The organism is Vibrio sp. 10N.261.55.A10 (genome assembly GCF_041470825.1).
Lineage (GTDB): Bacteria > Pseudomonadota > Gammaproteobacteria > Enterobacterales > Vibrionaceae > Vibrio > Vibrio crassostreae_C.
This window is the reverse complement of record NZ_JBFRNC010000016.1, coordinates 1-26,292: the sequence shown is the minus strand read 5'-3', so window position 1 is coordinate 26,292 and position 26,292 is coordinate 1. Positions and strand designations below refer to the sequence as shown.

Below are 26,292 nucleotides of genomic sequence, written 5' to 3'. Positions count from 1 at the left end.
ATTGATTATTGGGTAGGGCTTGAGTTGGGTTTTATAAAATATTGGGATGGAGGTCTAACTATTTACTTTCAAGACTGATTAAAAAAGTTGACCCGTATTCTTACTGCCATTGAAGTACTGCGTAAAGTTGCAGGTATTTACGAACCAGTTGTTGATTTCCTGACCGCTTTAAAGGGTGTCCAAATTTAATGAAGCAAGGGCTGATTTTAAAATTATTATTTAAGTCAGTAGCGAATTGAGAATCACTCTCTCTTAGCGTGATACCTTGTTGGCTATATTCCGTGATCTCGTCTGGGAGTTCACCCATCCACCAATGCAATAATTCACCGCTGTTTTTGCTTCGGCTAATCCAATGGTCGGAGACAATGATCAAAACGTCATTGGGTTGAATGGAAAATCCATACTCTTGTTGCCAATTATGGATGTCCAACATTAACTTTCTACGACAGGTTTTCCCGGCGCTCACCATATGATGACTGATCATCCAAACGGTACCAATTTCGGAAGATATTCGGAAGTGTCGAGGCGTTTCGCCAGAAGAAAGCATTTCAAGTGGGCTGATGTTGCTTGCATGATTAAAGCTAACGAAGGTGTGCTCCATTCGGCGAGCAAATGCCTTTCCTATATGGTGCTCACTGATCCCTTGATTGTGCACCGTAGGGTAGTGGCGTTCACAGAGCTTTAGGCAATCGTCTTGAAATTGATTAACGCTTTTAATCACTAGATCTAATAACAATGAAGTCCCTTATACACAGCTACTATCTTATTGATGGGCAATAGTACGGTAATTGCGGTTCCGTTACCTATCGTCAAAGTGCGAGTTCTTGATCTCTCTATCAAAATTAACCATTGCTGAGTGATTTTATGGATAGCACTGGCGCTCTACAGGTCTGTATTCTAAATTATGAGGAATTCTAGCTAGTTACCTCGACTATAGTCTAGTCAGCAAATCACAATTGATCTACTTACTCTTTATTTGGAAACATTCATGACCATTCAATTAGATTCGAAACAAAAGTCTGAGCTTACTCATACGCTCCAAAAGTACCTGCAAGATGAACTTGATGTGGAGCTTGGTCAGTTCGACACAGAATTCTTGGTCGATTTCATAAGTAAAAAGTTTGGGGCGGTTTACTACAACAAAGGGATAGAAGACGCTCAAAAAGTCATGGAACGTAAAATGTTAGATATCTCAGATGAGCTTTACGAGATCGAACAAATCGTTGAAATCTAACGTTTAGCCCAAACTTGTTCAAATAATTTGAATAACTCGTTTAATTTGAAATGATGTTACCAATGTAAAGCTTGGTAAATAATATGTTACACAAACTTGGTGTAGGGTACGCTTTTCGAAACTACACTACTCGTTAACATTCGGAAGAGATGCATGGACAACAACGTTAGAAATTACAACCCTTTAGCAAGAGCGATGCATTGGATTTCAGCTCTCGCGGTATTTGGCTTATTTGGTGTAGGCCTGTGGATGGTTGATCTTTCATACTACAGCGAGTGGTACAAAACAGCGCCAGACTATCACCGCTCGGTAGGCATTCTTTTGGCTGCCGTTACTGTTATCCGCTTGGTCTGGAAACTAGTTACCGCGTCACCTAAAGTGGAAGGTAAAAGCTATGAAGTTGCAGCAGCGAAGATCGCTCACGGCTTCATGTACATCAACTTAGCGGTTTTGTTTATTTCAGGTTATTTGATTTCGACATCAGATGGCCGCGGGATAGAGGTATTCAATTGGTTCACTGTACCAAGTATGGGCGAACTGTTTGCAAACCAATCTGATCTCGCAGGTACGGTTCACTACTATGCTGCATGGGTACTGATCATTATGGCATCAGTGCACGCCTTAGCGGCGATAAAACACCACGTTATCGACAAAGACGATACGCTACGAAAAATGATAGGAGCTTCAAAATGAAAAAGTCAATTATCGCTACAGGATTAGCATTTGCTATGGCAATGCCTTTCGCTGCGAACGCCGCTGATTACGTGATTGATACAAAAGGTGCGCATGCTTCAGTTAACTTTAAAGTTAGCCACCTAGGTTATAGCTTTATCCAAGGCCGTTTTAACACATTCTCAGGTGATTTCTCATTTGATGAAAGCAACGTTGAAGCATCAAAAGTAAACGTAACTATTGATACAACAAGCCTTGATTCAAACCACGCAGAGCGTGACAAGCACATCCGTAGCTCTGACTTCATTGATGCAGGTAAATTCTCTGACGCTACTTTCAACAGCACAAAAGTGGTTGATAAAGGCAACGGCAAACTTGAAGTAATGGGTGACCTTAAGCTTCACGGCGTAACTAAGCCAATCGTTATCGAAGCTGAATTCATCGGTGCTGGTCAAGACCCTTGGGGCGGTGAGCGTGCTGGTTTCGTGGGTACAACTCGTCTAGAACTTGCTGACTTCAACATTCCAGTAATGGGCGCTTCAAGCTATGTAGACATGGAACTACACGTTGAAGGCGTAAAAAAGTAATCTAGCTTTCTAGCTCTCTGACAGGTATCAACATTATTTAGAAATATAAAAAGTTTGGTCGATACTAAATAGGTCAGCAGTTAGAAATAGAGAAAGGCGCAAAGTTTTCACTTTGCGCCTTTTTTATTGAGATAAATGGCAACGCGTTTAGGTCTGTTTTGTGTCAAACCGTTTAGTACGTTAAAAGCCACCATTTGCCTCTAGCCAGTCAACGTTGCCATGACTGAGTTATCTAATTGAACTACTAATCCCTAATAGTTCAACTTACGATTAGTTAAGCTGTTTCTAGTTCAGCTTGAGGAACCACGTTTAGTCGGTCACCGTAGATTGGACGCAGTGCTTGCATCACTTCAATGCGAGTCAACACACCCACCATCACGCCATTTTCTAACACTGGAAGCATATGTGGTTGGCTTACTTTCATCGCTTTTGCACGCTCTTCTAGAGAAAGAGATGTCAAGCGAGTTGCGAAGCCCATGCTTGTCGTCGGGTACAGTTGCTCTTTGTCGATGCATAGGAACTCAGCAACGTCTACTAGCTTGTCGTTTGCATCGATTGCCACAACGTCACGGCTCATTAGGTCTACGACTTTTTGGCCTTTAGTTGGGATGTAATCTTGGCACCAAAGGTCAACCATTACGTCATGAACAGAGAAGATACCCACTAGACGGCCTTCAACATCACAAACAGGAGCGCTAACAAGTTGCGCGTCTAAAAGTGTATCAATCGCGACTGATGTTGGCATTTCAACGCTCAATGTAATTGGTTGAGTGTTCATGATTTGCTTGATAGTAGTTGCTGTGTTCATAGTAATTTCCTTAACTGACGTAATTTCTGTTGTTTGTGTAATAGCGGTAATTTTTGCTGCTTTAAGTTGTGGGCGACGGTAGATACTCCAGTTGGCTAAGCCGACCAATACTGAACCACCTACGATGTTGCCGATTGTCACTGGTATTAAGTTTGCTGTGACAAATTGCATGACGTTTAAGTCTGCGTACTGCGCCGGTGTTGCACCGATTTGCATCCAGAAGCTTTCCGGGGCGAATGTTTGAATCGTGATGCCTAGAGGAACCATGAACATATTCGCCACACAGTGTTCAAAGCCTGAGCTTACGAACATTGCAACGGGTAACACGGTCATCATTGCTTTGGTCATTGCGTTAGCAGAGCTGAACGTTAACCAAATCGCTAAACATACCAACAAGTTACAAAGCACACCCAAAGCAAACGCTTGAACTGGGCTGTGGTGCAGCTTGTGTTGAGCAATGTTTAGAGCGTTTAAGCCCCATTGGCCGCCATCCAGTTGATATAAGCCTGCTGCGCTTACCAAAGCCAATAGGAACATGGCACCGATAAAGTTGCCGACATACACTTTGCCCCAGATAGACAGCATCTTAGTGAAGGTGATTTGCTTGTTAGCCCATGAGATGCTGGATAACACTGAGCTGGTAAATAGCTCACCACCGCAAATCACAATCAAGATCAAACCCATACTGAATGCAAGACCGCCGGCTAAGCGACTCAATCCCCATCCAGCATCAGCGCTGCCCGTGGTTACCGTGATGTAGAACAAAAAAGCAAGCCCGATGAATGCGCCAGCCATGATTGCCAAACTCAATGTCATGCTGCTGGTTTTATTTGCTTTACTTAATGCAAACTTCTCTGCTTCCGCCATCATTTCTGTTGGTGAGAACAGTTGATGATTTTCAGAAGTGCTGGTTGCCATATCCCCCCCTTGAACAATCCGTCATGTGTAATTCCTAGTGTTAATGACTTGGTTAATCCGTAATGGTTAATCAGTAATGTTTTGCAGGGCTCGTTGTGTCCTGCCATTCCAGATTAGGGCGTTGATGGGTAGAGGTAAAATTGATAATTTTTAGAAACCACATCAAATTTATTGATATAGATTGGGTTACGCGTAGAATGAAATTGATTGCTCATTGGCTTTATAAAAAACGAGCATCAGGACACAAATAATTAAAAGCATTAAGGATGAATTTTGCGTTATTCATTAAAGCAACTCGCGGTATTTGATGCAGTAGCAGACTCCGGGAGCGTTAGTCAGGCAGCAGACAAATTGGCGTTGACTCAGTCGGCGACAAGTATGTCTCTTGCACAGTTGGAAAAAATGCTCGGCAGGCCTTTGTTTGAAAGGCAGGGCAAGCAAATGGCTCTTACTCATTGGGGGATGTGGCTAAGGCCTAAAGCGAAGCGTTTACTGCAAGATGCGCAGCAAATTGAGATGGGTTTTTATGAGCAGCATTTACTAAGTGGAGAGCTCAAACTCGGTGCAAGCCAAACACCAGCGGAACACCTAGTTCCTGACCTCATCAGTATTATTGATAACGACTTTCCTGAGATGCGAATCTCGCTCGGCGTACAAAGTACCGATGCGGTTATTGATGGCGTATTAGATTATCAATATGACTTGGGTGTTATCGAAGGTCGTTGTGATGACAACCGAGTTCACCAAGAAGTGTGGTGTACGGACCATTTAACGGTGGTTGCATCGGCTCATCACCCGTTTGCGAAGCGTGAACGAGTAAGCTTGGCGCAATTAGAACAAGCAAAATGGGTATTACGTGAACATGGTTCGGGTACTCGCAAAGTTTTTGATAGCTCTATTCACCATTTAATTGGTGATCTTGATGTTTGGCGAGAGTATGAACACGTTCCTGTTTTAAGAAGTTTGGTTGCAAACGGCCCATATTTAACGTGTTTACCTTATCTCGATGTCGAACAGTTTGTTGAGTCTGGTCAACTGGTCACATTAAATGTCCCTGAGCTTGAAATGGAAAGAACCTTGTCCTTTATTTGGCGTGCAGATATGTCTGAGAACCCACTTGCTGAGTGTATTAAGCGAGAAGGTAAGCGCATGATGAAAGGCAAGCCATCGATTCTGTAACGATAAATTGATAAAATACTGATAACCAAATATGTTGAATAAGCGATTTCTGTCTCTATCTAGTGATAAATGCACATCTGCATACATTATTAATGTGATCGTGATCGGCTAAATAAGGGCTATCTTCCCATAGTATGCTTACTTGATTTTAAGTGAGGCTAAATCCGGTTGCGTTCAATTACGTAATTAGGCTTTAGAAATAGTATGAGTACATTAGTCGCGATTTCATTAACAACAGGTATTTTGTCAGGTCTATGGGGATGGATTGCTATCTCTTTCGGCTTATTGTCATGGGCAGGTTTCTTAGGTTGCACCAGTTACTTTGCTTCGCCAACAGGCGGCGTTAAAGGACTAGCAGGTAGCTTATTGACCAACATGACTGGCGTATTCTGGGCAATGGTGATTATCGAAAGCTCAACCTTCGCAGGGTTAGAGATTTTAGGCTACATGATTACTGCTATTGTGGCTTTCTTTATGTGTATTCAAGCGAAACAAGCGTGGCTAGGTTATATCCCAGGCACCTTCATTGGTTGCTGTGCGACGTTTGCTGCAGGTGGTGATTGGCAACTTGTAGTGCCATCTTTACTGCTTGGTGGTGTATTTGGATACTTGATGAAAGCAACGGGGCTATGGCTTCACGAGAAATCGACTCAATCTTCGGAAGTTGTTGAACAACACGCTAAACAGGCAAAGGCTTAATTCGTTAACCTAACCTAACCTTAGTTAGTCACTGTGAACTCTTGCAAGATAACCCCCAATTAATTTGTATATCGATTTATACAGGCACACCGTTTGGTGTGCCTTTTTTGGTTGAGGCGACTAGATAAATATTTCATCAGTAGAGCAACTGATAGCATCTATAAAACAAATTATGTTTAGGTATTTCCATTCGCCATGGTGATCACGCGTTTTAATGTCCACCTTAATAAAAGCGGAATGCATTCTTGTCCTTGATTCTCACAATGAGAAACAATGGCGAGTGCAAGGTCGGGTTTTGCATGTTTCTTCAATACCTTGGCAACCACTTTCTTTGGAGGGATAGGGTGATCGTATGGAATCTTAACCATGTCACGGAAAAAGCTCTCAAACCCATTCATATATAGGTAATGCTCGATATCTTTATCTGGCAGTTCCGTGAGTCGATGTCTTTCCTGATCATTACCAAGCTTCGATAGCACCGTTGCTGCGTATTTTTTACCCGCCGCATCGCCGTCAGTTACCACATGCCAATCGATGCCAAACTCTTGCGCGACCTTAATCAGTGCCTTAAGTCCTGATTGGGCGAACTCAATAATCTGCACACCTTCTGCTGCTAGGTTATAGCCACATTGGTTGGCAAGTTCATTGAACAACCAAACCTCGGTTTCACCTTCTACTAATAGCCAACAGCGAGCAAATAGTGCCCCAGAGCGGTGGAAGCGGATATGAAAACCAATTCGTCGAAGTTCATCCTTACTGAAATGGTTCATGTTGAGTTGATTGGCGATGGTTTTGTCTGACTGACGAACCAAGCGACGAATCGATTGAAGTGGGACCGCCGCAAGTAGGTCGCCACTGTTGGTGGTCAGGATTTTCTGCATGGGCAATTTCTGCATCAAGCTCCAAGCCCTTGCCAAGTGTGTTGGGTGCAATCGACCTTCTGGATCTTCAAGGATCAACAGAGGGCGCGCACATCGCCTTAAGTCGTTTGGCCCTTTAGCTTGTAGATAAGCGTTAAGTAACCCCATGAATAATAAGCGAGTTTGTTTGTTCTTGGTCTCTTCGACGAGTTGATGAATACTCTGATCATTGGTACCCGCAGAATAAAGCAATCCGTCTCGCTGTTTTCTAGGGTTACGACGAGAAGTACTTTTGAAAGAAAAATAGTGCTCAATCAAACTTTGCATCGACTCTAGGCTACTGCGCATTTCACCTTTATTAACATGTCCGGGTATCGCCATAAGACGGCGGCAGGTGTTGTCTATTCGTTTTTCTATTCTTGCTTGTCGACCATTACCGTTATTGGCGCCGTTTCCATTTGTTGTGCCATTGCTCGTGTGATGGTTCCCGTTCCCGTTTGAATTTGCATTAGTTGCGTGAACATTAGTCGGCAGGTGAGCATTGTGGTTAAGGGACTTGCCGTTGAAAGGACGATCAAAGTGCCTTGCATCACGCAAACGGATAACGGGATGTAAGGTCATTAATTCTTGAGCAAGCTTTTCTGAATGATGAAGCTTGAGCGGATTACCGTCCAAACCAAGAAATGCATAGTGTGTTGTTGTCTCATACTGTTCTAACGTCGCGCTGATGCGATAGTAGATGCGAAATACGCCAAATTCATCTTGAACCCAAATAGGTTTGAGTTTGCGATAACGACCTGCGTTAAGTTCGCTCTTATCGTTAGCTTTTAAAGCGAGAACAATTTGAAGATGTTGAGACTGCGGGTGTGAAACAGAGTAATCGACATGAAAATCGGTCATTTCAAAGTGATATGGCACACCGTCTGAGGGCAGAATGACGGAAAGGGCATCCAATAATGAAGACTTACCCCAAGTATTTTCACCAATAAGCGTGGTTAGCTCGTCAAACGCGAGTGACATGCGCTTGATACCTCGAAAGCCAGAAATCTCGATTCTTTCTAGTTGCATAGGCTTACTCCTAACGGAAGGCTCTGCTAATTATTTGAAAGCTAACAGATATCTTTAATCATAATCGAAAAATCCAAATCCGGTATGCTCACCTGTCACAAAACCCGTTGTTTATTAATACGGTGCAAAATGAGATTTTTGATCTATCTCGAGTATTTTTTTGCAGTGCAGTTTCATAAAATTCACGATTCTGTCATGATTCTCGACCTAGTATGAAGGGACAAAGAGAGAAGAAAATATGACTAAAAAGAATAAGCCGACAAAAATAGTGTTGGCACACATCAACGACACCCACTCATACTTTGAACCAACCTCGTTACAGCTATCACTTAAAATGAACAACCACATCATTGAACCTTATGTCAGTGCTGGTGGCTTTGCTCGAATTTCAACACGCTTCAAACAAATAGAACAAGATGCCCAGCGTCAGAAGGTTGGAACCTTGTTCTTGCACGCTGGTGACTGCTTCCAGGGCACGTTGTACTTTTCCTTATTCAAGGGAAAAGCCAATGCCGATTTGTTGAATGCCCTTAATATAGATGCCATGACGCTCGGTAATCACGAGTTAGACATGGGTAATGAGCCCGTTGCGATTTTCGCGAAAAGAATCAAATTCCCGCTGTTGGCCGGTAACTGGAATCTATCGAATGAGGATATCAATAAAACTCATACGCTAGCGGACAACGACATTGTTAAGCCTTATCTGCCTGAAACACGAAGTGCTTCTTTTATAACGAAAGAGTTTGATGGCGAGAAGGTCGCAATATTCGGCTTAAGCATCGACAAGATGGCAGGCATCGCTAACCCAGATATCGATACACCGTTTGAAAATGCTTTGGAAACAGCAAAAGCGACCATTGAGCAAATCCATCAAGCAGGTATCAACAAGATTGTGTTACTTAGCCATCTTGGTTACGAAGCTGATTTAGAGTTAGCAGCCAACGTAACAGGTATTGGTGTCATCGTTGGTGGTCATAGTCATCGCTTACAAGGTGATTTCTCTGATATCGGCTTAGTTAAAGATGATGAATACGGTGTGAAAATTGGCGATACCTATGTTGTGCAAGCGGGTTTCCACGCCATGAGCTTAGGACACTGCGAAATCGAGTTCGATTCTCAAGGCAAAGTGACGCACTTCAATGGTAAAAACGAACTGTTATTAGGCCGTCGACTCTTTATAGACGCGAAACTGAGTGAAGTAGGGCAAGACGATGCCCACGATATGGCGTGTGAGTTTTTAAACAATCACCCTAATATTGCAGTGTGTAAGAAAGATCCTGAGCTGCAGAGCATTCTGACGGATAAATACCAGCCGCGAGTTCGAAAGCTTCAGCAACAAGTGATTGCTCATGCAGACACTAAACTTCGCCATGTACGTATTCCAGATGCTAAAGGCCCGAGTCAACTAGCCCCCTTGGTTGCTCAATCATTTCACCACCTAATGAACAAGAAAGGGCATCAGGTTGACTTTGCCATTCACAACGCCGGTGGTGTAAGAAATTCACTGAACAGCGGCGATGTCTCTGTTGCCGATATTGCCGGAAAACTACTACCGTTTGCCGTACCTATTGGTGTGTATGAAGTAAAAGGTGAAACGATCGCTTGCATGCTTGAAGGTGCAATCAATAACGCGATTGATAATGGTGTCGTGGGCACAGGTTCAGGTAGCTTTCCTTATACACATAATTTGAGGTTTTGTTACCACAAAGAAGCGCCTATAGGACACAGGATTCACCATCTAGAAATTCACTCTGATGATTCAGGTTGGCAAGCTGTTTCTCGCAACCGTATTTACCGGGGCGCGTCGTCAGCCTATACAATGAAAGGCAAAGAGGGCTATAACGCTGTGTTGGATATGATCGGTGATGGCACGGTCACCACTGACTCTATGGCAGACTGCTTCATCGAGTTTCTGCAAGACCACCCAGAGTCGCTTCACCTCAATGAACCGTTGAATTGCATGGAGTGTTTTAGATAACTAAAGCTGATACTGATATTTAACACTATTACTTTGGGTTATTTATAAAATTGGCATTGTTTATGCTTTATCTCTGCAGGTCGCCTTCTTGTGGAGATATGCATGGATAAGAAAGATTGGTTAGATGCGGTAGCGGTTGTCGGTTGGGTATCAGTTTGGTCAGCGTTAGTGTATTTAATACCTGCCGCAGGGCTGTAAATTGCTCTTTTTGCAACTTCATTACGCAGTGCAATAGTGTGTTTGACTTGCGAATTTATTCTTAGAATCAATTCGCGTGTCTATTTGACAAAGTGGCATCAATCAGAAAGGAGCGTTTGCTCCTTTTTTGCTTTTTTCGTGCAAATTTATATAGACGAAACACAACCAGAGGATTATTATCCACGCGTTTGGGGAGTAGTTAGCGCAAGTTTACATATCGTCATCTCGTTAGGCCAAGAGTCTATCCGGTATGTAAAAGTGAAATCCCATATTTCACTTCAACGAGACCAACGCAATCACAGTCAAGATCCGTAATGGAGCTTGATATGCTTTGTTTGCGGAAGGTCTTTGTACAGTTCTTCCGCCCGGAGGAATAATGAACTCAACTCAATCTCTATTATCTACCAATAGTGAATCCTTTTTTTCATCGCCAATCATGACGACTTATGCGGGCTTTTTCCTGCTAACGGTTATTCTCGTCTCTATTGATATCTATCAGACTCGTGGCGGTAACGTTACTATCAAGAAAGCGGCAATCTGGAGTGTTTTCTGGTTTGTACTTGCGTTTTTGTTTGCTGGCTCGATTTACCTATTTTGGGACATTTATGCGCCGAACAGTGACTACACAGCGCAAAAAGCAACCGTGTCATTCATTACGGGTTACTTGTTAGAAAAATCCCTTAGCGTAGACAACTTGTTTGTTTTTGCGATGATCTTTGCTCAATACCAAGTTCCTGAGCATCTAAGACCTCGTGCGCTTCTTTGGGGCGTAATTGGTGCATTGGTGCTTCGTGCAATTATGATCGCACTAGGCGCACAGCTATTGGCGGAATATCACTGGGTGCTTTACGTGTTCGCTGCGTTCTTGGTTGGTACAGGTATTAAGCTGGCATTAGACAAGGGCGAAGAGGAGAGTGTGAATACTCTGCCTGAAAAGCTACTTCGTAAAGTGATGCCGGTAACAGAGGACTTCCATGGCCCTGCATTAATGGTTAAACAGGGGGCTAAATGGGCATTCACTCCAATGATGTTGGTCATCGGTGCGATCGCAGTCATGGACGTGATGTTTGCATTAGACTCTATCCCTGCGATCTTTGCGGTAACACAAGAACCGTTCTTGGTACTTGCGGCTAACGTGTTTGCGTTACTTGGTCTTCGCTCGTTGTATTTTGTACTGCAAGGTATGATGGACAAGTTCATCTATTTGAAACCCGCGCTTTCATTCATCATGGTGTTCATTGGTGTGAAAATGCTTCTGGTTGATAGCGAGTGGGCTATCCCAACTTACTGGTCATTGGCGGTATTGGTTTCTACGATGACGATTGCGGTTATAGCGTCGGTTTATGCGAAGAAGCCAGGCATTGAACAAGTAAATTAAAAACAAATATAACTTATCGAAAAGTCGATAATGAACACGTGGCTGATGAAGTGGAAAATTTATTTATGTAAATTTTCTGTGACATTGGCCATTGTTGTTTGCGGGGTATTTGTACTAAATGCATGATTTAAACACTATATTGAATTTGTACTCACATAATCTGCATATCTATTTTGTGGCATTGTTAATGGTTTGTTTTATTAGAAAAACTAATCCCAAAATCTAATTTTAGTCATTTTTTAACCTGCAAAAGATCACCTATTATTCTTGTCATCAGAACGAAACACATTAATAAATTTATAGAGAGGCAATCATGGCTCAAGCAGTACAAATGAATACTATCGCTGTTCCTAACTCTATGGATAAGAAAACCTACTCGGTTAACTTCAAAGGATTGATTGCACACATTTTCGATATTCTTTTCGTAGACAACTCTCCACGTAGTTACTACGCAAGCGACCTATCTGGTCACATGCAACGCGATATCGGTATTAACCGTTAATCTCAGCGTTGACATGTAAATATAGAATTTTAAGAAAACGCCAGCTTCTAAAGCTGGCGTTTTTGTATCTGAAATAAACTCAATCTCTTCGTAAACTAAGCACCTGAAAGAAAAACCTAGGCATAACGGTCTGTATTTGAGCGCCATTCAATTCGCTTTGTACAAGGATCTCGGTATGTCACACGCCAAACGCAATTCATCATTGATTAAACTTTGTTTATTTGCCTTACCGATCGGCTTCTATTCCTCAGTGTCGCTTGCACAAACCTGGAGTAATGAAGGCCAGCCCGCACAGGTTATCGAGCTCTTCACCTCTGAAGGTTGTTCAAGTTGTCCACCTGCTGATCAGTACCTCAGTACTTTTGAAGACCATCCAAAACTTTGGACACAAGTTATTCCGCTTGCCTATCACGTCGATTATTGGGATTACTTAGGTTGGGGCGACAAGTTCGCGAGTAAGGCGTTTAGTCAGAAGCAACGCTTGTACAAAGCTTATGGAGTAACAAGTGGGGTTTACACACCCGGCTTTGTTGTCGATGGAAAAGAGTGGCGCGGTTACTTTAACTGGTTAGACAGAACGTTGCCTTCGCTCAAACAACAAAATAACCCCAAGCTAACGGTCAACTATAAAGGCGATACGTTCAGCGTAAGTTACGAAGGCAAAGGGGATTATGTTGCTCATATAGCTTTGCTGGCGATGAACGAAGTCACCAGCGTTAAGGCGGGCGAGAACAGGGGTAAGAAACTCGAACATGATTTTGTTGTGGTTTACGATGGTTATCAGCGTGGTGAGTCTGAATGGCAATTTAATATCAATTTTGAGCCACTTGTCGCTACACCAGACGCAGTCGCTGTTTGGTTAACCGAGCCGAATTCGTATGCAACGGAACAAACGGTAGCAGGTTGGCTGAACTAACTGCAACCCACGACAATTGTGTAGCTGGAATACTCTTAGACGAAGTTGGTACGGCGAGTATCGAGGTTCTCACATCGATAACTTCGCTTCTGACGGATATTAATCAGTGAAATAGAAGCGAAAGGGCGATTTAGTTACGTAATACTGCTGAAATACGTTAATATAGCGCGCTATTATTTTAGCTTTGAGTTCCTGCAATTAATGACTAACACCACTACACCAACCAACTTCTCTGATCTTGGCTTAATCTCTCCTTTGATGGCTCGTTTATCTGAGCTTGAATACCAACAGCCAACGCCTATCCAAGCGCAAGTTATTCCAAGTGTGTTAGCAGGACGCGATTTAATTGCAGGCGCAAATACCGGTTCAGGTAAAACCGCAGCATTTGCACTTCCACTGTTACAAAAGATTCATGAAGATGCCCCTCTGGACCGTCGTTCAGGCAAAGGTAACTTTGTTTCTGGCCTTATCTTGGTTCCTACTCGTGAACTTGCTAAGCAAGTGGCTGACAGCGTTAAATCTTACGCTGTGCATTTCAATGGCGCGATTAAAACGGTTTGTGTGTTTGGTGGTGTATCGGTAAACACTCAAATGCAGGCGCTACGTGGCGGCACTGATATCTTGGTGGCAACACCGGGTCGTCTGCTTGACCTTATTTCAAGCAACGCTATCAAGTTAGACAAAGTGAAAACGTTAGTGCTTGATGAAGCTGACCGAATGCTAAGCCTAGGTTTTACCGAAGAACTTGATGCAATCTTGAAGCTCTTGCCGAGCAAAAAACAAACCTTGTTGTTCTCTGCAACTTTCCCAGAGCAAGTTAAAACGCTGACTCACGAACTTCTAAGCGATCCAATTGAAGTTCAACTTCAAAGTGCCAATGCGAGCACACTGGTTCAACGTGTATTCGAAGTAGAAAAAGGTCGCAAGACAGCGTTACTCGCACACCTAATTCAACAACATGAATGGCGCCAAGCTCTGATCTTCGTTAATGCGAAGAACAGCTGTGAGCACCTAGCAGACAAGCTTTACAAGCGCGGTATCATCGCAGAAGTATTCCACGGCGATAAAGGGCAAGGTTCACGTACTCGTATCCTAGAAGATTTCAAATCTGGCGAGATTGACGTTCTGATCGCGACAGACATCGCGGCACGTGGTCTGGATATTGAGAAGCTTCCAGTGGTAATCAACTTTGACTTACCGCGTAGCCCGTCAGACTACATGCACCGTATCGGCCGAAGTGGTCGTGCAGGTGAAGTTGGTCTTGCGTTATCTCTGATCGATCACGAAGATTACCACCACTTCAAAATCATCGAGAAGAAGAACAAGATTCGTCTTGAGCGTGAGCAAATTGAAGGCTTTGAAGTGGATGAAGAAGCGACAGCTGAACTGATCGCAGCACTAAAACCTGTTGCGCCACCGGCCGGTACTGGCAAGAAGAAAAAGAAGAAGAAAGCTCCAAAAAACCAAGATGTGTGGCTGAACAACAACTGATCTTGAGTCAGCAAGCCATATAAATCAATAAGTAATAGACATTCAAAAGGTGCTTAATTGCGCCTTTTTTGTGTCTGTAGGGCTGGGATTTGAGTCGTTAATAAACGACTGTTGCAGTGTTAAACAACCCGATAAGCCGTTCGAAGGATAGCGTCCTCCATAAGAGATTCGGCGATTTAACGCTTTGCTCATAACCTGTTCGGGTTTTGAGCAATTGGGTAACCGCGTGAAGACCTCGATTAAACAATTAGTGCTGGCCACTTCATTTTTCCTGTTTACCCAACACTCTTCTAGTGCTGCTGAATTTGAGGTTAAAGGGGTTAATAAAACTCTCACCGAAAATGTAGAATTATATTTAGAACCTTTAGCCGATGTTCCTGCATCACAGCTATCGAAAACGAAGCTATCTAAACGTATTCAAGATGCACTCAACCCTTATGGTTATTATCACCCACAGCTCGATATCGACCTCAATGATTCTGATAACGTGATCATTAACATCGATTCTGGTCCTGTCATGCGCATCGCAGAATCGATAGTAAAAATAACAGGTGAAGCTAGCCTAGATGCGGAGTTCATCAATATACTCAATCAAAGCAAGTTAGGCTCAGGTTTAACTTTGTCTCACCAAGAATACGACCAAACTAAGCGTGCGATTTTCTCTTTAGCAAAGCGGAAAGGTTATTTTGACGGCAGGTTTATCGAGTCAAAGATTGAAGTTATTCCTAGCGAGAACATCGCGAATATACACTTGTATTTTGCAAGTGGTCCACGCTACAAGTTCGGTTCTATAAGTATTCCTGATGATGGGGTTGACCCTACTCGTATCGAGAAAATACCCACCTTTAAAAAAGGTGATGACTTTGACACCATCAAGTTAGGTGAACTGCAATCTGATTTGTCAGACACTCAATGGTTTCGAAGTGTCATCGTACATGGTGACTTTGACAAACTTGATGACAACCTAGAAGTTCCAATTGAAATCATTGCCGAGCCAAGTTCTCGAAATATCGTGCAGGTCGGTGGCGGCTATTCTACTGATCTCGGTTTACGCGCCTCTCTCAGTTGGTCAAAGCCTTGGTATAACCGGAGAGGCCACAGCTTTGAAACACAGACATATTTGTCTGAACAGGAGCAATCACTTCAGTTGGGGTACAAAATCCCCACAGAGAAAGTCACAACGGATTACTTTGGTATTCAGTTTGAATCGAAACGAATTGATCATCGAGACACCAATAGCTTTACAAACGATCTTAAGTTCGAACGTTACTGGCAATTAGACAGTGATTGGCAAAGCACCATTTATGTCAGATACTTGCACGAACAGTACCGTCAGGCGTCTGAGGAAGAGCAATCGCAATTGCTGTTACCTGGCATCAGTTTTTCTCAGGTTGATCGTAAAAATGATCAGTTGGAGCTCAATCATCGACACATCTATTCTGTCGAGTATTCTGACCCTAGTCTGTTCTCTGACTCAAGGCTGTTGCGGTTGGAAGGAAACAGTGTCCTTTCATGGGATATTAGTGACAGGCAGAAGCTCCATTTCCGCTCCAACGTAGGCATCAACATTGCCAAATCATTATCTGATGTGCCGTCGTCACTGCGGTATTTTGCTGGTGGCGATGGAAACCTGCGAGGTTATGGTTACGAATCTATCTCCCCTAGAGACGAGAATGGTGAACTAACGGGGGCACGTTATATGTTAACTGCTGGGCTCGAATATCAGCATCAAGTCTATCGTTCAATTTGGTTGGGCGCATTTCTTGATGTGGGTGATGCATTTGATCAACAAGCGGATTGGAAGCGTGGGACGGGCGTGAGTTTGATTTGGAACTCACAGTTAATGCCAGTTAAGCTCGATTTTGCTTACGGCTTAGATGCGCCTGAAGGCGACGAATTTCGTATTCATTTTTCCTTGGGTACTCAATTCTGATTTTTGTACGCTGTTTATGCACTCGCGAGGATGCGAACCATCTAATAGGATTCAAGTAAATCGAAAGAGCGTAAAAACCTTTGTGCTTTAACAAACACAAAGGTAAAAACAATGAAAAAGCTACGATTCGGTGTATTTGGTAATATGGGCCCTGAAGCAGATGCTCTGTTCCAAGATATCGTCGCCAAGAAAGAAATTGAACACGGCGCACTTAAAGACTAAGACCACATGGCCATGATAGTGGTGAAAAACTCAGATATCCCCGATCGATCTGAAGTGATTAACGAAGGCGGTACCGATCCTGTGCCTGAACTGATTGAGTCAGCGTGCATTTTAGAACATGCCAATGTTCAGTTTGGCGTAATGACCTGTAACACCGCTCATTACTTTAGACCTGAGGTTCAAAAGCACACCAACGTTTATATCGTCGACATGCTTCAAACCACCGTTGATCAAATCAAAGAGCAGAACTCTGAATCTGTTGTTGGTATTTTATGTACCAACGGCACATACAATTCGGGAATCTATGATCGTTACCTAACGGACGCGAATCTGGTGTTCGTTAAGCCAGATTCCTTTGAGCAAGAGCATAACGTGCATAGTGCTATCTATGGTGAAGTAACCGGTGAGATGACAGAGTGTGGACAAGCAATCCGAGAAACCAACGGGATCAAAGCGGGCGAGTTTGAGCGTAATGCCGCACTGCTTGCTGTAGCGATTCAATCCATCGTAGAGAAGGGCGTAGATACGGTTATTTGGGGATGCACGGAACTTCCTTTGGTTAGAAAGCAACTTGAAACGGCATTTCCAACAGTCACTTTTATTGATCCTATGGAAGCGGTAGCTGAGCGTGTCGTTGATATTTACCGTCTCGCTGAGCAATATGTAGAGCGTGGACATGTGGATTACAACATTAATGATGTTAATTCGATCTTCACAACGCTTGATATGGTGAACTACGTAGCCCAAAGAGCGATGACCTACCGTCTATAAGCTCAGATACGTGTATTTGAAACATGAGAAAGCCGCGAATTACGCGGCTTTTTTACATTTGGACTGGAGAAAATTAAAAATTAAGATTCGAAGCTGAACACTTAAAGCTCGAACTCGCCATTCATTTTTCGAAATAACCAATCAGGTACCTTGTTCCATGAACTGTAGTTCGGGTTCTTAGTATGGATTTGTTCCTCTGAAGCCCAGATGGTGTCACCTGATTGTTCTCGCGACACAGCCCAGAACAACTCCTCTTTCTGACGTGTTAAGTAGTGTGTCAATTGCTTCGCAAACTCTTCACTGTCAACCAACACCCCAAACTCAACGTTGAGAAAGTCTGATCTTGGATCGAAGTTAGAAGAGCCAATATAGGTGACACGCTCATCTAAAATTACTGTCTTGTTGTGGTAGTAGGTATCAACATGAAAGTAGTGATCATCATTGATCGCTTGGCTTTTGTACTCATAGATACTTACGCCCTTGTCGAGTAGAGTCTCACGGTGTTTTTCGTAATACGCAGGCACAAAGCCCGAATCATTAGAAGCCGATGAATTCGTCAGTAAGGTGACTTCGGCTTCGCTCTCTCTAAGTGCATCGACGAATACAAACTTGTTATCGCTTGGCACCATATAAGGCGTAGAAATAATAACCTTAGAAGGTGTCGGTACTTTTTGCTTCATCAAGTGTTCAATACGTTGGCGAAAGTAGGGCTTGTTGTCATTGAGTTTCTCCAGTGAGTCAAATACCGGCGTGACAGAGGCTGAAATGAACTTCGGTTGGTTTAAGCTCTTTATCTGCCTTTCGACTTCAGACGTGATCAATGCTTGATTCTTTTCACCTTTGTTCAACGCTTTGGTGAACGCTTGGTATTGCTCTTTCTCTTTGATTTTAATGCGTTCTTGAATTGGCACTACATGCTCACTGTTCCACAACGCTTGGTAGTTTCGGTCGAAAGCAGCAATCACGTCGCCTTTAAACAGCACATCCATATCAAAGAAGTTGGCACTTTCGCTGTAGCCAAAGTAGTCATCACCGATGTTGCGCCCACCGAGGATCATCGATTGGTGATCAACGTTAAAGTATTTCTCATGCAGTCGATTATCTAACTGTTTTTGATGAGTAGAGAAGTTGAGCGCACGACCAATCCAGCCAGCTTTACGTGACTCAAAAGGGTTGAACAGTCGAATCTCAATATTGGCGTGTGAGTCCAACTCCGCAAGCCATTTGTCATTGAATACCAACAAGTCATCCAGTGTGAGGCGCACGGCCACATCGCGGTCAGCGGCGTGTTTCAGCTCGTTTAACAGCATCAGACCCAGAGTGTCGTTTTCCCAAGAGAAGTAAGTCATATCAATCGAGTGTTTTGCTTGGCGAACCAGATCAATGCGGCGCGCAAAGGCTTCAGGCGCACTCGGGATCAAATAGACTTCGGCTTGATGTTCTGTGCTTTGCCAGTTAGCTTCGAAGTCAGGTTCAACATCGGGGTAAGGTTGGGCACATCCTGTGACCAAAGCAATCAACATTATTGTGCATGCTGTTTTTAGTTTGCTAAGTGTCATAACTAACCTGCGTTTAAACATAAAATTTGGATATAGAAACGGCCAGCGAGCTGGCCGTTAAAGTAGGAAGGGTGTTGAATATGTTTAGTTTAGGTACCAGTCCCAAGGCATAAGACCTTGCTCTGCTAGACCCGTTAAGCGACCTTCACGAAGCTTAGGATCAACACCTGGGTTTGTGACATAGTCCCAGTCGAAGGTAGTGCTGTTGTCGCTGAATCCTGCACCATCAATGACAAGCACATTGTCGGTAGCATCGCTGTACTGGTAGCTCTGGAACAATTCATCGCTAAACCAAAGACGCGACATTTCGTTCATAAGGGCTTTATCTTTGCTTGATGGATTTACTTCGCTTCCATCAAAACGTACAGCTTTGTTGAACATAAATGGCAGTTCTGAACCGTTACATGCACCGCTGATGCAACCAATCGTTTTGAATAGATCAATGATTGACAGTTGGTCGTATTCGCCCGTTTCTTCATTTAGACCTGTTTTATAGTTCCACATGTTAAAGCTTGGTTTGTGCTCAAAGTGGTATAGCGTTGCTTCTACTCCGCTGTTTGCTGCCATGTGACGAGCTGGACCATTGAACAAGGTGTCATTTAGCAAGGTTTTAAATTGCTTCATGTTGTCAAGAGCGCCACCAAAGCTCGATTCTGAGTTAGGGTAGAAGTCTGTTAGATCTAGAGCAGCTTTTACCTCATCATGACTAGCAAGTTCTATGTCTCCAATAATTGATAAGCAACTTAAGTAACTATCCTCACCATTAGATGCATTTGCTAGGCATATACCAAATGCAATCGAATTTAAAAAATTTACGTCAATGTTGATGTCTGTATCTAAACCAAAAAATAGCTGTGTTACAGACTTATATGCCGTAAGGGAAAGCGTCATGTTTTGGGTCAACTCTTCAGTACTCATCCCCCCAATTTTAGTTTCAAGCATGGCTACGTTATCTTCATCACTCAACCAATCCAACATACTTAATGCAAGTTCTTCTGAGTTTGTATCTTCGTTGATCTCGGGCTTTATATACTCAATTATGGTAGGAACTAAAAAGGTCACATTGAATAACATGCCGAAGCTGTTAGATTCACTAGCGTTATTTCCAAGTACTGTAGACACAGCGAAATCTTTTTTTATAGGTGTTTCAATAGAACTTACACAAATTTCATCAGCGTCTGAGTCTGTCTCTAGCTCTTTACAAAGAATATAGGGAGCAAATGGCATAAGGGTAGACATTGGTGTCTTATCAGAGTTGGAACCTAATTTTATATTTCCTTGTTCGTCTATATCATTAAACTTGAGTTTGTAATTCAGTGAGAGTGACAGAGAACTAAGTAACCAGTTTTTCAGTTGTTCAATACCATCCAAAGCTGTTTCTTGCGACGCCATGATCTTGTCAAGCGAAGTGTCTGCTGTAAAACCCTTACTGCGATCTTTTGCAACGTCATAGCTAGGATACTCAAAACCATACGGGTTGCTCTGCATGATGGCACGTTGGAAATATTGACCTGCGATATCGTCATCTTGCTGCAAGAAACCAATAGACATAGCGCCTGAGCCTTGACCCATAACGGTTACGTTTTGAGCGTTACCACCGAAGTCAGCGATATTATTGTGTACCCACTCCAAGGCACGCTTTTGGTCACCTAGGCCATAGTTTCCATCTTCGTTCTCGCCTTTAATCCATTGAGTACCTAACTGACCAAGACGGTAGTTGAAGCTTACGTAGATGAAAGGCTTACCATCGTCGCTTCCTTGAGCAACCACGGTATCACCTTGGATGAGCGGCTCTGCACCAGAACCGTATTCGAAATCACCACCGTGAATGAATACATAAACCGGTAGGTCTGCATCAGCATCTACGCCTACTGGGCGCCAAATGTTCAGGTTCAAACAGTCTTCAGATTGTGTCTGTGAAACGGTCTTCAATTGAGGACATGCATCACCAAACGAAGTGGCATCAATGTCACTCCCAAGATCAACCATTTCACTGTGCTCAAAACGCTCTGCATCGGCAAACTTAATGCCTTTAAAAGACTCAACAGAAGCCAGTTTATCGTCTTCGGTATTAGATGTAACAACCAGCTCTTCTTTGGTCGCAGTAATCATCACATCGCCGATTTGAGTGGTAAAGGTTTCTGAAGGTGCTGGAATTAAAGGTTCAGGTTTATCAGGGAAAGGAACCGTTGGTTGGCTATCGTCGCCACAGCCTATAAGGGCAGTAGCAATAGACAATGCGATAAGTGAGCGGTATGCAATATTCATATTTAATTTTCCACAATAATATTCGGTATAGTTACGATCAAACGCACTTGTATCGACAATCCTGCAGTTCCATTGGGTATTGCGCTCCATCTATGGAGCATCGACATGGCATATATTTGAGTTGTCATCTTGTTGGACGACTGAGCTTCAGAGGCTCGTATGAAAATATCGCTCTAACGAATCTATATTCACAATAGAGCGATGGTTTGACCGTTAGAATCGATAGCCAAGGTTCAATGTCACAGCCGAACGAGTTTCACCTTTGTTGTACAACACGGTCATGTTGTAATGCTTGCCAATCTGTTTGTTGACTCCGGTTAAAAATGCCCACTGGTTAATGTCCACACCAACGTCGTAATCAAACTCAATATCGTCTGTCTTTACAGTACCTTGCATACGTGAATCTAAACCTTGGTATTCAGCACCAACGAAGAATTGAGCGCGATAATCAACTAATTGGTAGCCCAACATTGGCTGAATCGTGACAATGCCGTCACCCCAATCATCCATCCCTTTCAGACGGGTTTGTGAATAGGTGCCGGTCAGTGATGCAAAGAACTCTTTGTAACCAACAGATAGTGTTGTACCCGCACCGCGTAAGTCATATTCGAGATGCAGTGGTACATTTAAACGCCCACTGTTACACAGTGCTGATACGCCCTCGCACAGTTTGTCACCTAGACCAGGTAGTTTGTTATTGAGTTTATCTTGTAGATATTCTCCCGCAGCGCCGGTGTAAGAGGCATCAACATTCGCGTCAACGTTTACCTTTCCTACATATCCGAATACATTCCAGAACGGCAGAATATTCACATCACCACGTATTGAAAGACTTTCTGCTTTAACCGTTGCAACGCTATCTTCAGGGTCGAACAGGTCATTCAAGCGCACACCGCCAATCACGTAATCGGTCATAGGAAGGTTCATGTCTTGATTGCGATAAGCAACTGAAACACCGAATGGTAATGGCAAATCGATACCTTGACGACGCACCATGTCACCCATTAAAGGGAATACTCGATCTAACTTAACACTCGCTTCTTGCATACGAGGATCTGAAACTTCTTTTAGACGCTCTTCATGCAGGACATTAACGCCGTTGTCGTCTTCATAAATTGCGACGGGTTCAGTTACAGCGCTCATGGTCATCGGTTTCGTTTTAGACGTACCCTCGATGTTAGTTGTCTTACGTTCAATAACGACTTTACCAGAGTCTAACGTTTGGAAATCAATCACTTGGTAATAGGTATCGACTTTTGACTTACCAAGATTAAATGGCTTGTCGTTGGTGATTACCATGCGTTTTGGTGTGCCGCCTACAAGTTCAATATCAACATTCAAGAAACGGAAATAGGCGATGTCTTGTGGTAAGCCGTATTTCGAATAGTTGAAGCTAATGGTCACGTCGCCGTTGTCTTTTTCATTGACTTTCACTGACGATGGATCGAAGCTTTCTGCATAATTTCTTAGTCGATACTCAGTGCGCGTAAACTCTTCAATTTCATCGATCAGTTTTTCGTTTTCATCCAGCTCTTGCGGGTTGTATTTGACGCGCAGGTCGATGTTGCCTTTGCTGTCTGTGTTTTTTATCAGATAGACGCTTGAGTCACGAACCTCATCGCCAATTTGTATGGTTCGATGTGCGTGTTCAACTAGGTGTTCGCCCTGTACGAGCGAACTGATTGCTAGCTTTGGTAAATCATGACTGATGCCATATTTGTCAAATAGTGCTCGACCTTTTTCCATAACTTCGCTGTAAGTCTTGGTTTCTGCCGCAGACGCAAAATTGGGGGTGGTAAGTAATAGGGCGCTCGCTAACACAGAAAGAGTATGGGTCTTACAAGCGCTGGTGCGTATTTCAAAAAAACTCATGACGGTTTCCACGCTGAGTGGCCTCAAACCTTCGAGACTCAAACAGTCGATGTAATACTGAACGTCGTGTTCAGTTGTTATGTATTTATCCGTTAGGATTGCTAGTGTGAATGTCGCGACTAAAAATGCATTGCGTCAATCAATGAGAGGATTTTAAGAGGAGGTGGCAGATCGCGTTAATCGCTTTTGATGGACGCTATCCTCACTTAGTAATAATTAGCGTTAATCAATTGATTTATAATGATTTTCAATAGATAAAAAAACGGCCTGTGAAGTAAAAATACTTGGCAGACCGTTTTGTTGTGAGTTGTTAAGCGCATTTAGTTCTAAGCAGTTACCCTCACTCTAAATAGATCAGTAAACAACTTCGCTATCATCAGAATAATCAAAATGTTTACGAGCATCAAAAGTGGCGTTTCAATTCCATAAACAGGTGTGAGGTTGAGCGCACCAGATGTGAGAACAACTAATAAGTTAATACCCAATATTCGGTGTACCATGAGCTTAGGTGTCGCGAACACTTTCCATATCACCATAATGTTAAGGAAGTAGAATAGTCCCAGCTCCCATAGTTCTGTCATTAATGGCATCACAAAGATGTATTGCAACAGAACCACCGACCCTGTACCCAACACACCATAAAAAGCGTCCTTAATAACGCTTGGTGGCATGGTCGGCACCATAGAAGAGAATACACCGGCTAACATAGGAAATATGAAACCACCTGGAACTGGAAGATAAATCCAAACCAACAGCGATGTGATAAACATCGACACGCCTTGCAGCACTTTGCGCCCATCTTCATTCAAATGTTCAACAAACGTGCGATGTGCATGATGCCAAGACACGTCTTTATGATCACCTATGACATTGAGTTCACCCTCAACAAGAGATTGTTCTGGTGTTAATACATCGAACGTCTTCAAGTTGTGAGTAAGAACTGCCCATTGGATATCTAAGTCTGATTCGCTGTTACTTTGTTTGAGTAATGTATCTTGGATATGTGCCATTTCATCGATACGCAAGCGCCATGTTTGGATGTTCTCTTTAAGGTGGTAGCTTCCGGTCAGTGGCAGATCTAAAAGTTGATACAGCTTATCAATATTCGCGGTGTTGCTTTCAAGTGCGGCAATGTCGATGTTGTCTGTTTTTTCCATCGCATCTAACAACGCTTGTTTACTGGTTTCGAAACGTTGTACAAAGTTGAGTTCAGTATTCACAGGCCACACGATGCGATACACAATAGAGAACACAACAACACCTAATAGTGTTTCTTGAAGTCTAAGTACAGCAAAGTGAAAGGTGGTTTGGTTATCAAACCCGCCCAGACAAGCAACAATCGAACACACGGTAAATCCTATTGAAAAGATGTAGCCGTATTTCTCGTCACTAGACATGAAAATACAAGTGCCTAAGAACACGGTAAGAAATGTTAGAAACAAAAATCGATCTTGTGAAAACATCGCAATGAGGAAAAAGGCATAACCGGTCCCTAACAAGGTTCCCATTAACCGGTTATGGCCTTTGTTTATTGAATGGGCGAAGCTCTCGTTCAATGCCATCACTGCGACGGCTATCGCAGCCCAATACGGTTTTTCCCAACCAAACCACAACGCTAGGCAGATTGCGATAACGATAGAGAGTGCGACTTTAATCGCGTCTTTAGTCGATGCAGTGAACATAAGAATCACCTAGCTATTTTTGATTATTTTGATCGAGGCAGTCATACCAACACGCAGTTGTACGTCTTCTGGTATTTTGTCTAACTTCACTTTGATAGGGATGCGTTGAGCTAGGCGTATCCATTGGAAGTTTGGATTCACGTTTGGCAATAAATCATTACCTGTGCTGCCGTCTTGCTTCGCGATACCAAAACCAATACTTTTGATATGTCCTTCTAGCTGAACATTGTTGTGCATCATTAAGGTCACATAAGCAGTGTCCTGAGCATCGACACCGACTAAATCAGTCTCTTTGAAATAACCTTCAATCCAGAAGCTATCTTCATCAATTAGCGCAACCACAGGTGAATTCGCGACAACTTGAGAGCCAACACGTAGGTTCAGATTGGTGATATAGCCGTTAGTAGGCGCATATACCTTGGTGTACTCAAGGTTGAGATGTGCTTCTTCTACGTTCGCTTTTGCCAGTTCGACATTTGCGGCGCTGGTTTCTACCGCGTTGTTCAAGTTGTTTAGTGTCAGCACGGGCACGGCACCGGGCGTTCTTTTCTCTAAATTCAACGCGCGTTGCTCTTCGTTTTTGGCTTTGGCGAGTAGGGCAAATGCTTGTTTTTGAGTCGCAAGTGCTTTTCTGTAGGTCGCCTTGTAAATACTCGGATCGATCTCAAAAAGAAGATCGCCTTTTTTTACCTTCGAGTTGTCTTCGACATGCACTTCAATGACTTGACCCGTGACTCGAGGTGTAATCGAGACGATATAAGCGCTGACTTGTCCGTCTCTGGTCCATGGGTTACTTGAGTACGACTGGTAATAGCTATAAACCACAGTTCCCGCAGCAGCCAATAATAAAAGTGTGATGAGATAACGTTTGATCACAGTAAGTGCCTCAAAAAATGGTAATAAAATGGCCGATAGCGCCAGTAAAAATCACGATCAAGCTCAGTTCTGCTATTGCAGGAAAGGCGACGTACTTATGAAGGCCAAACCGTGTCGCGATTGACCCTGTTAGCATTGTCAGTATGTAAGCCAGTGCGATAACCAATAACAGCGGTGGGAAGTAGACTTCATCCCACACAAGCTCATGCGGCATGGTATTCATGGTTCTGTTCTCTATTTGTTTGATGAATGCAACGATAACGGAGTTCGATTTATTGTGATAATCGCTTATAGAGGATCGTACCCGTCAAAATCCAACTTTATTCGGTGATTATGCCAACTGCCTCTTTGTTGAGAGCCGTAAGCCAGTAAAACAACGGTAGGTAGGTTGTCGTTCTTGAAGTGGAAACACTTAATTGAAATTGATTTCGAAAATCATCTACTTTTGCCGGTTTAAGATAAATCTGTTTAAACCAATCACTTAAGGTGTAAATTGCACTTCAAAAACTATGCGAACAGTTAAAGTGATGATTTGATCCATCAAATGGGATTACATAATAAAACCTTTTGTTCTTAATATTCGGTTCGAAGCAACGAGATGCTTTATTTATTTTGAATAAT

General features: G+C 43.1%; 21 protein-coding genes. 12 read left to right on the top strand and 9 right to left on the bottom strand.

Going from position 1 to position 26,292, the window contains the following annotated elements; all coding sequences use genetic code 11:
• Positions 1–100 precede the first annotated feature (100 nt).
• The gene (locus tag AB4274_RS04435) at positions 101–736 is read right to left on the bottom strand and encodes a hypothetical protein (protein WP_017069925.1); all 636 of its coding nucleotides are present in this window, start codon (positions 734–736) and stop codon (positions 101–103) included.
• A 252-nt stretch (positions 737–988) separates the two neighbouring features.
• Between AB4274_RS04435 and AB4274_RS04430 the strand changes: the two genes are divergently transcribed.
• The 3 genes from AB4274_RS04430 (at position 989) to AB4274_RS04420 (ending at position 2,493) form a co-directional block, all read left to right on the top strand.
• The gene (locus AB4274_RS04430; protein WP_017059821.1) at positions 989–1,234 is read left to right on the top strand and encodes a DUF2164 domain-containing protein; all 246 of its coding nucleotides are present in this window, start codon (positions 989–991) and stop codon (positions 1,232–1,234) included.
• 153 nt (positions 1,235–1,387) lie between these two features.
• Positions 1,388–1,927: a cytochrome b gene (locus AB4274_RS04425; protein WP_017067366.1), complete on the top strand. Its 540-nt coding sequence runs from the start codon at positions 1,388–1,390 to the stop codon at positions 1,925–1,927.
• A complete protein-coding gene (locus AB4274_RS04420) occupies positions 1,924–2,493 on the top strand; it encodes a YceI family protein (RefSeq protein ID WP_017064630.1) in 570 nt (189 codons plus the stop codon). The genes AB4274_RS04425 and AB4274_RS04420 overlap by 4 nt, the downstream gene beginning before the upstream one ends.
• 274 nt (positions 2,494–2,767) lie before the next feature.
• Here AB4274_RS04420 and focA read toward each other — a convergent pair whose 3' ends face one another.
• Positions 2,768–4,219: a formate transporter FocA gene (gene focA / locus AB4274_RS04415; protein WP_017064629.1), complete on the bottom strand. Its 1,452-nt coding sequence runs from the start codon at positions 4,217–4,219 to the stop codon at positions 2,768–2,770.
• Between the two features lie 273 nt (positions 4,220–4,492).
• Between focA and AB4274_RS04410 the strand changes: the two genes are divergently transcribed.
• Complete coding sequence (locus AB4274_RS04410; RefSeq protein WP_372111153.1) at positions 4,493–5,398, top strand: LysR substrate-binding domain-containing protein; 906 nt, start codon at positions 4,493–4,495, stop codon at positions 5,396–5,398.
• Positions 5,399–5,602: 204 nt separating this feature from the next.
• Positions 5,603–6,097: a DUF1097 domain-containing protein gene (locus AB4274_RS04405; protein ID WP_017059817.1), complete on the top strand. Its 495-nt coding sequence runs from the start codon at positions 5,603–5,605 to the stop codon at positions 6,095–6,097.
• A 176-nt stretch (positions 6,098–6,273) separates the two neighbouring features.
• Here AB4274_RS04405 and AB4274_RS04400 read toward each other — a convergent pair whose 3' ends face one another.
• Complete coding sequence (locus AB4274_RS04400) at positions 6,274–8,025, bottom strand: ATP-dependent endonuclease (protein ID WP_017059816.1); 1,752 nt, start codon at positions 8,023–8,025, stop codon at positions 6,274–6,276.
• A gap of 238 nt (positions 8,026–8,263) precedes the next feature.
• On the opposite strand from AB4274_RS04400, the gene AB4274_RS04395 reads away from it, so the two are divergent.
• From AB4274_RS04395 to AB4274_RS04365, 7 genes are all read left to right on the top strand, one after another.
• Positions 8,264–10,003 (top strand): bifunctional UDP-sugar hydrolase/5'-nucleotidase, encoded by a 1,740-nt coding sequence (locus AB4274_RS04395; protein WP_372111151.1) that lies wholly within the window; start codon positions 8,264–8,266, stop codon positions 10,001–10,003.
• A 574-nt stretch (positions 10,004–10,577) separates the two neighbouring features.
• Complete coding sequence (locus AB4274_RS04390) at positions 10,578–11,579, top strand: TerC/Alx family metal homeostasis membrane protein (RefSeq protein ID WP_372111149.1); 1,002 nt, start codon at positions 10,578–10,580, stop codon at positions 11,577–11,579.
• Positions 11,580–11,892: 313 nt separating this feature from the next.
• A complete protein-coding gene (locus AB4274_RS04385) occupies positions 11,893–12,081 on the top strand; it encodes a hypothetical protein (protein ID WP_017059812.1) in 189 nt (62 codons plus the stop codon).
• A 175-nt stretch (positions 12,082–12,256) separates the two neighbouring features.
• Positions 12,257–12,997 carry a DUF1223 domain-containing protein gene (locus AB4274_RS04380; protein WP_372111148.1) on the top strand — a complete coding sequence of 247 codons (741 nt, stop codon included), beginning with the start codon at positions 12,257–12,259 and terminating at the stop codon, positions 12,995–12,997.
• 201 nt (positions 12,998–13,198) lie between these two features.
• On the top strand, positions 13,199–14,488 hold the full coding sequence (locus AB4274_RS04375) for a DEAD/DEAH box helicase (protein ID WP_017059810.1): 1,290 nt from the start codon (positions 13,199–13,201) through the stop codon (positions 14,486–14,488).
• A 214-nt stretch (positions 14,489–14,702) separates the two neighbouring features.
• Positions 14,703–16,421 (top strand): autotransporter assembly complex family protein, encoded by a 1,719-nt coding sequence (locus tag AB4274_RS04370; RefSeq protein WP_029235664.1) that lies wholly within the window; start codon positions 14,703–14,705, stop codon positions 16,419–16,421.
• A 228-nt stretch (positions 16,422–16,649) separates the two neighbouring features.
• Positions 16,650–17,414, top strand: a complete 765-nt coding sequence (locus AB4274_RS04365) for an aspartate/glutamate racemase family protein (RefSeq protein WP_017070494.1) — start codon at positions 16,650–16,652, stop codon at positions 17,412–17,414.
• Positions 17,415–17,515: 101 nt separating this feature from the next.
• Here AB4274_RS04365 and AB4274_RS04360 read toward each other — a convergent pair whose 3' ends face one another.
• The 6 genes from AB4274_RS04360 to AB4274_RS04335 all read right to left on the bottom strand — a co-directional run bounded on the left by AB4274_RS04360 (position 17,516) and on the right by AB4274_RS04335 (position 25,894).
• The gene (locus AB4274_RS04360) at positions 17,516–18,973 is read right to left on the bottom strand and encodes a phospholipase D family protein (RefSeq protein WP_372111146.1); all 1,458 of its coding nucleotides are present in this window, start codon (positions 18,971–18,973) and stop codon (positions 17,516–17,518) included.
• Between the two features lie 84 nt (positions 18,974–19,057).
• Complete coding sequence (locus AB4274_RS04355; protein ID WP_372099344.1) at positions 19,058–21,241, bottom strand: carboxylesterase family protein; 2,184 nt, start codon at positions 21,239–21,241, stop codon at positions 19,058–19,060.
• A gap of 213 nt (positions 21,242–21,454) precedes the next feature.
• Positions 21,455–23,113, bottom strand: a complete 1,659-nt coding sequence (locus AB4274_RS04350; RefSeq protein WP_229647521.1) for a hypothetical protein — start codon at positions 23,111–23,113, stop codon at positions 21,455–21,457.
• Between the two features lie 326 nt (positions 23,114–23,439).
• Complete coding sequence (locus tag AB4274_RS04345) at positions 23,440–24,795, bottom strand: FUSC family protein (RefSeq protein WP_102397843.1); 1,356 nt, start codon at positions 24,793–24,795, stop codon at positions 23,440–23,442.
• A gap of 9 nt (positions 24,796–24,804) precedes the next feature.
• Positions 24,805–25,671, bottom strand: a complete 867-nt coding sequence (locus tag AB4274_RS04340; RefSeq protein ID WP_017059803.1) for an HlyD family secretion protein — start codon at positions 25,669–25,671, stop codon at positions 24,805–24,807.
• A gap of 10 nt (positions 25,672–25,681) precedes the next feature.
• Positions 25,682–25,894, bottom strand: a complete 213-nt coding sequence (locus AB4274_RS04335) for a DUF1656 domain-containing protein (protein WP_017059802.1) — start codon at positions 25,892–25,894, stop codon at positions 25,682–25,684.
• Positions 25,895–26,292 lie beyond the last annotated feature (398 nt).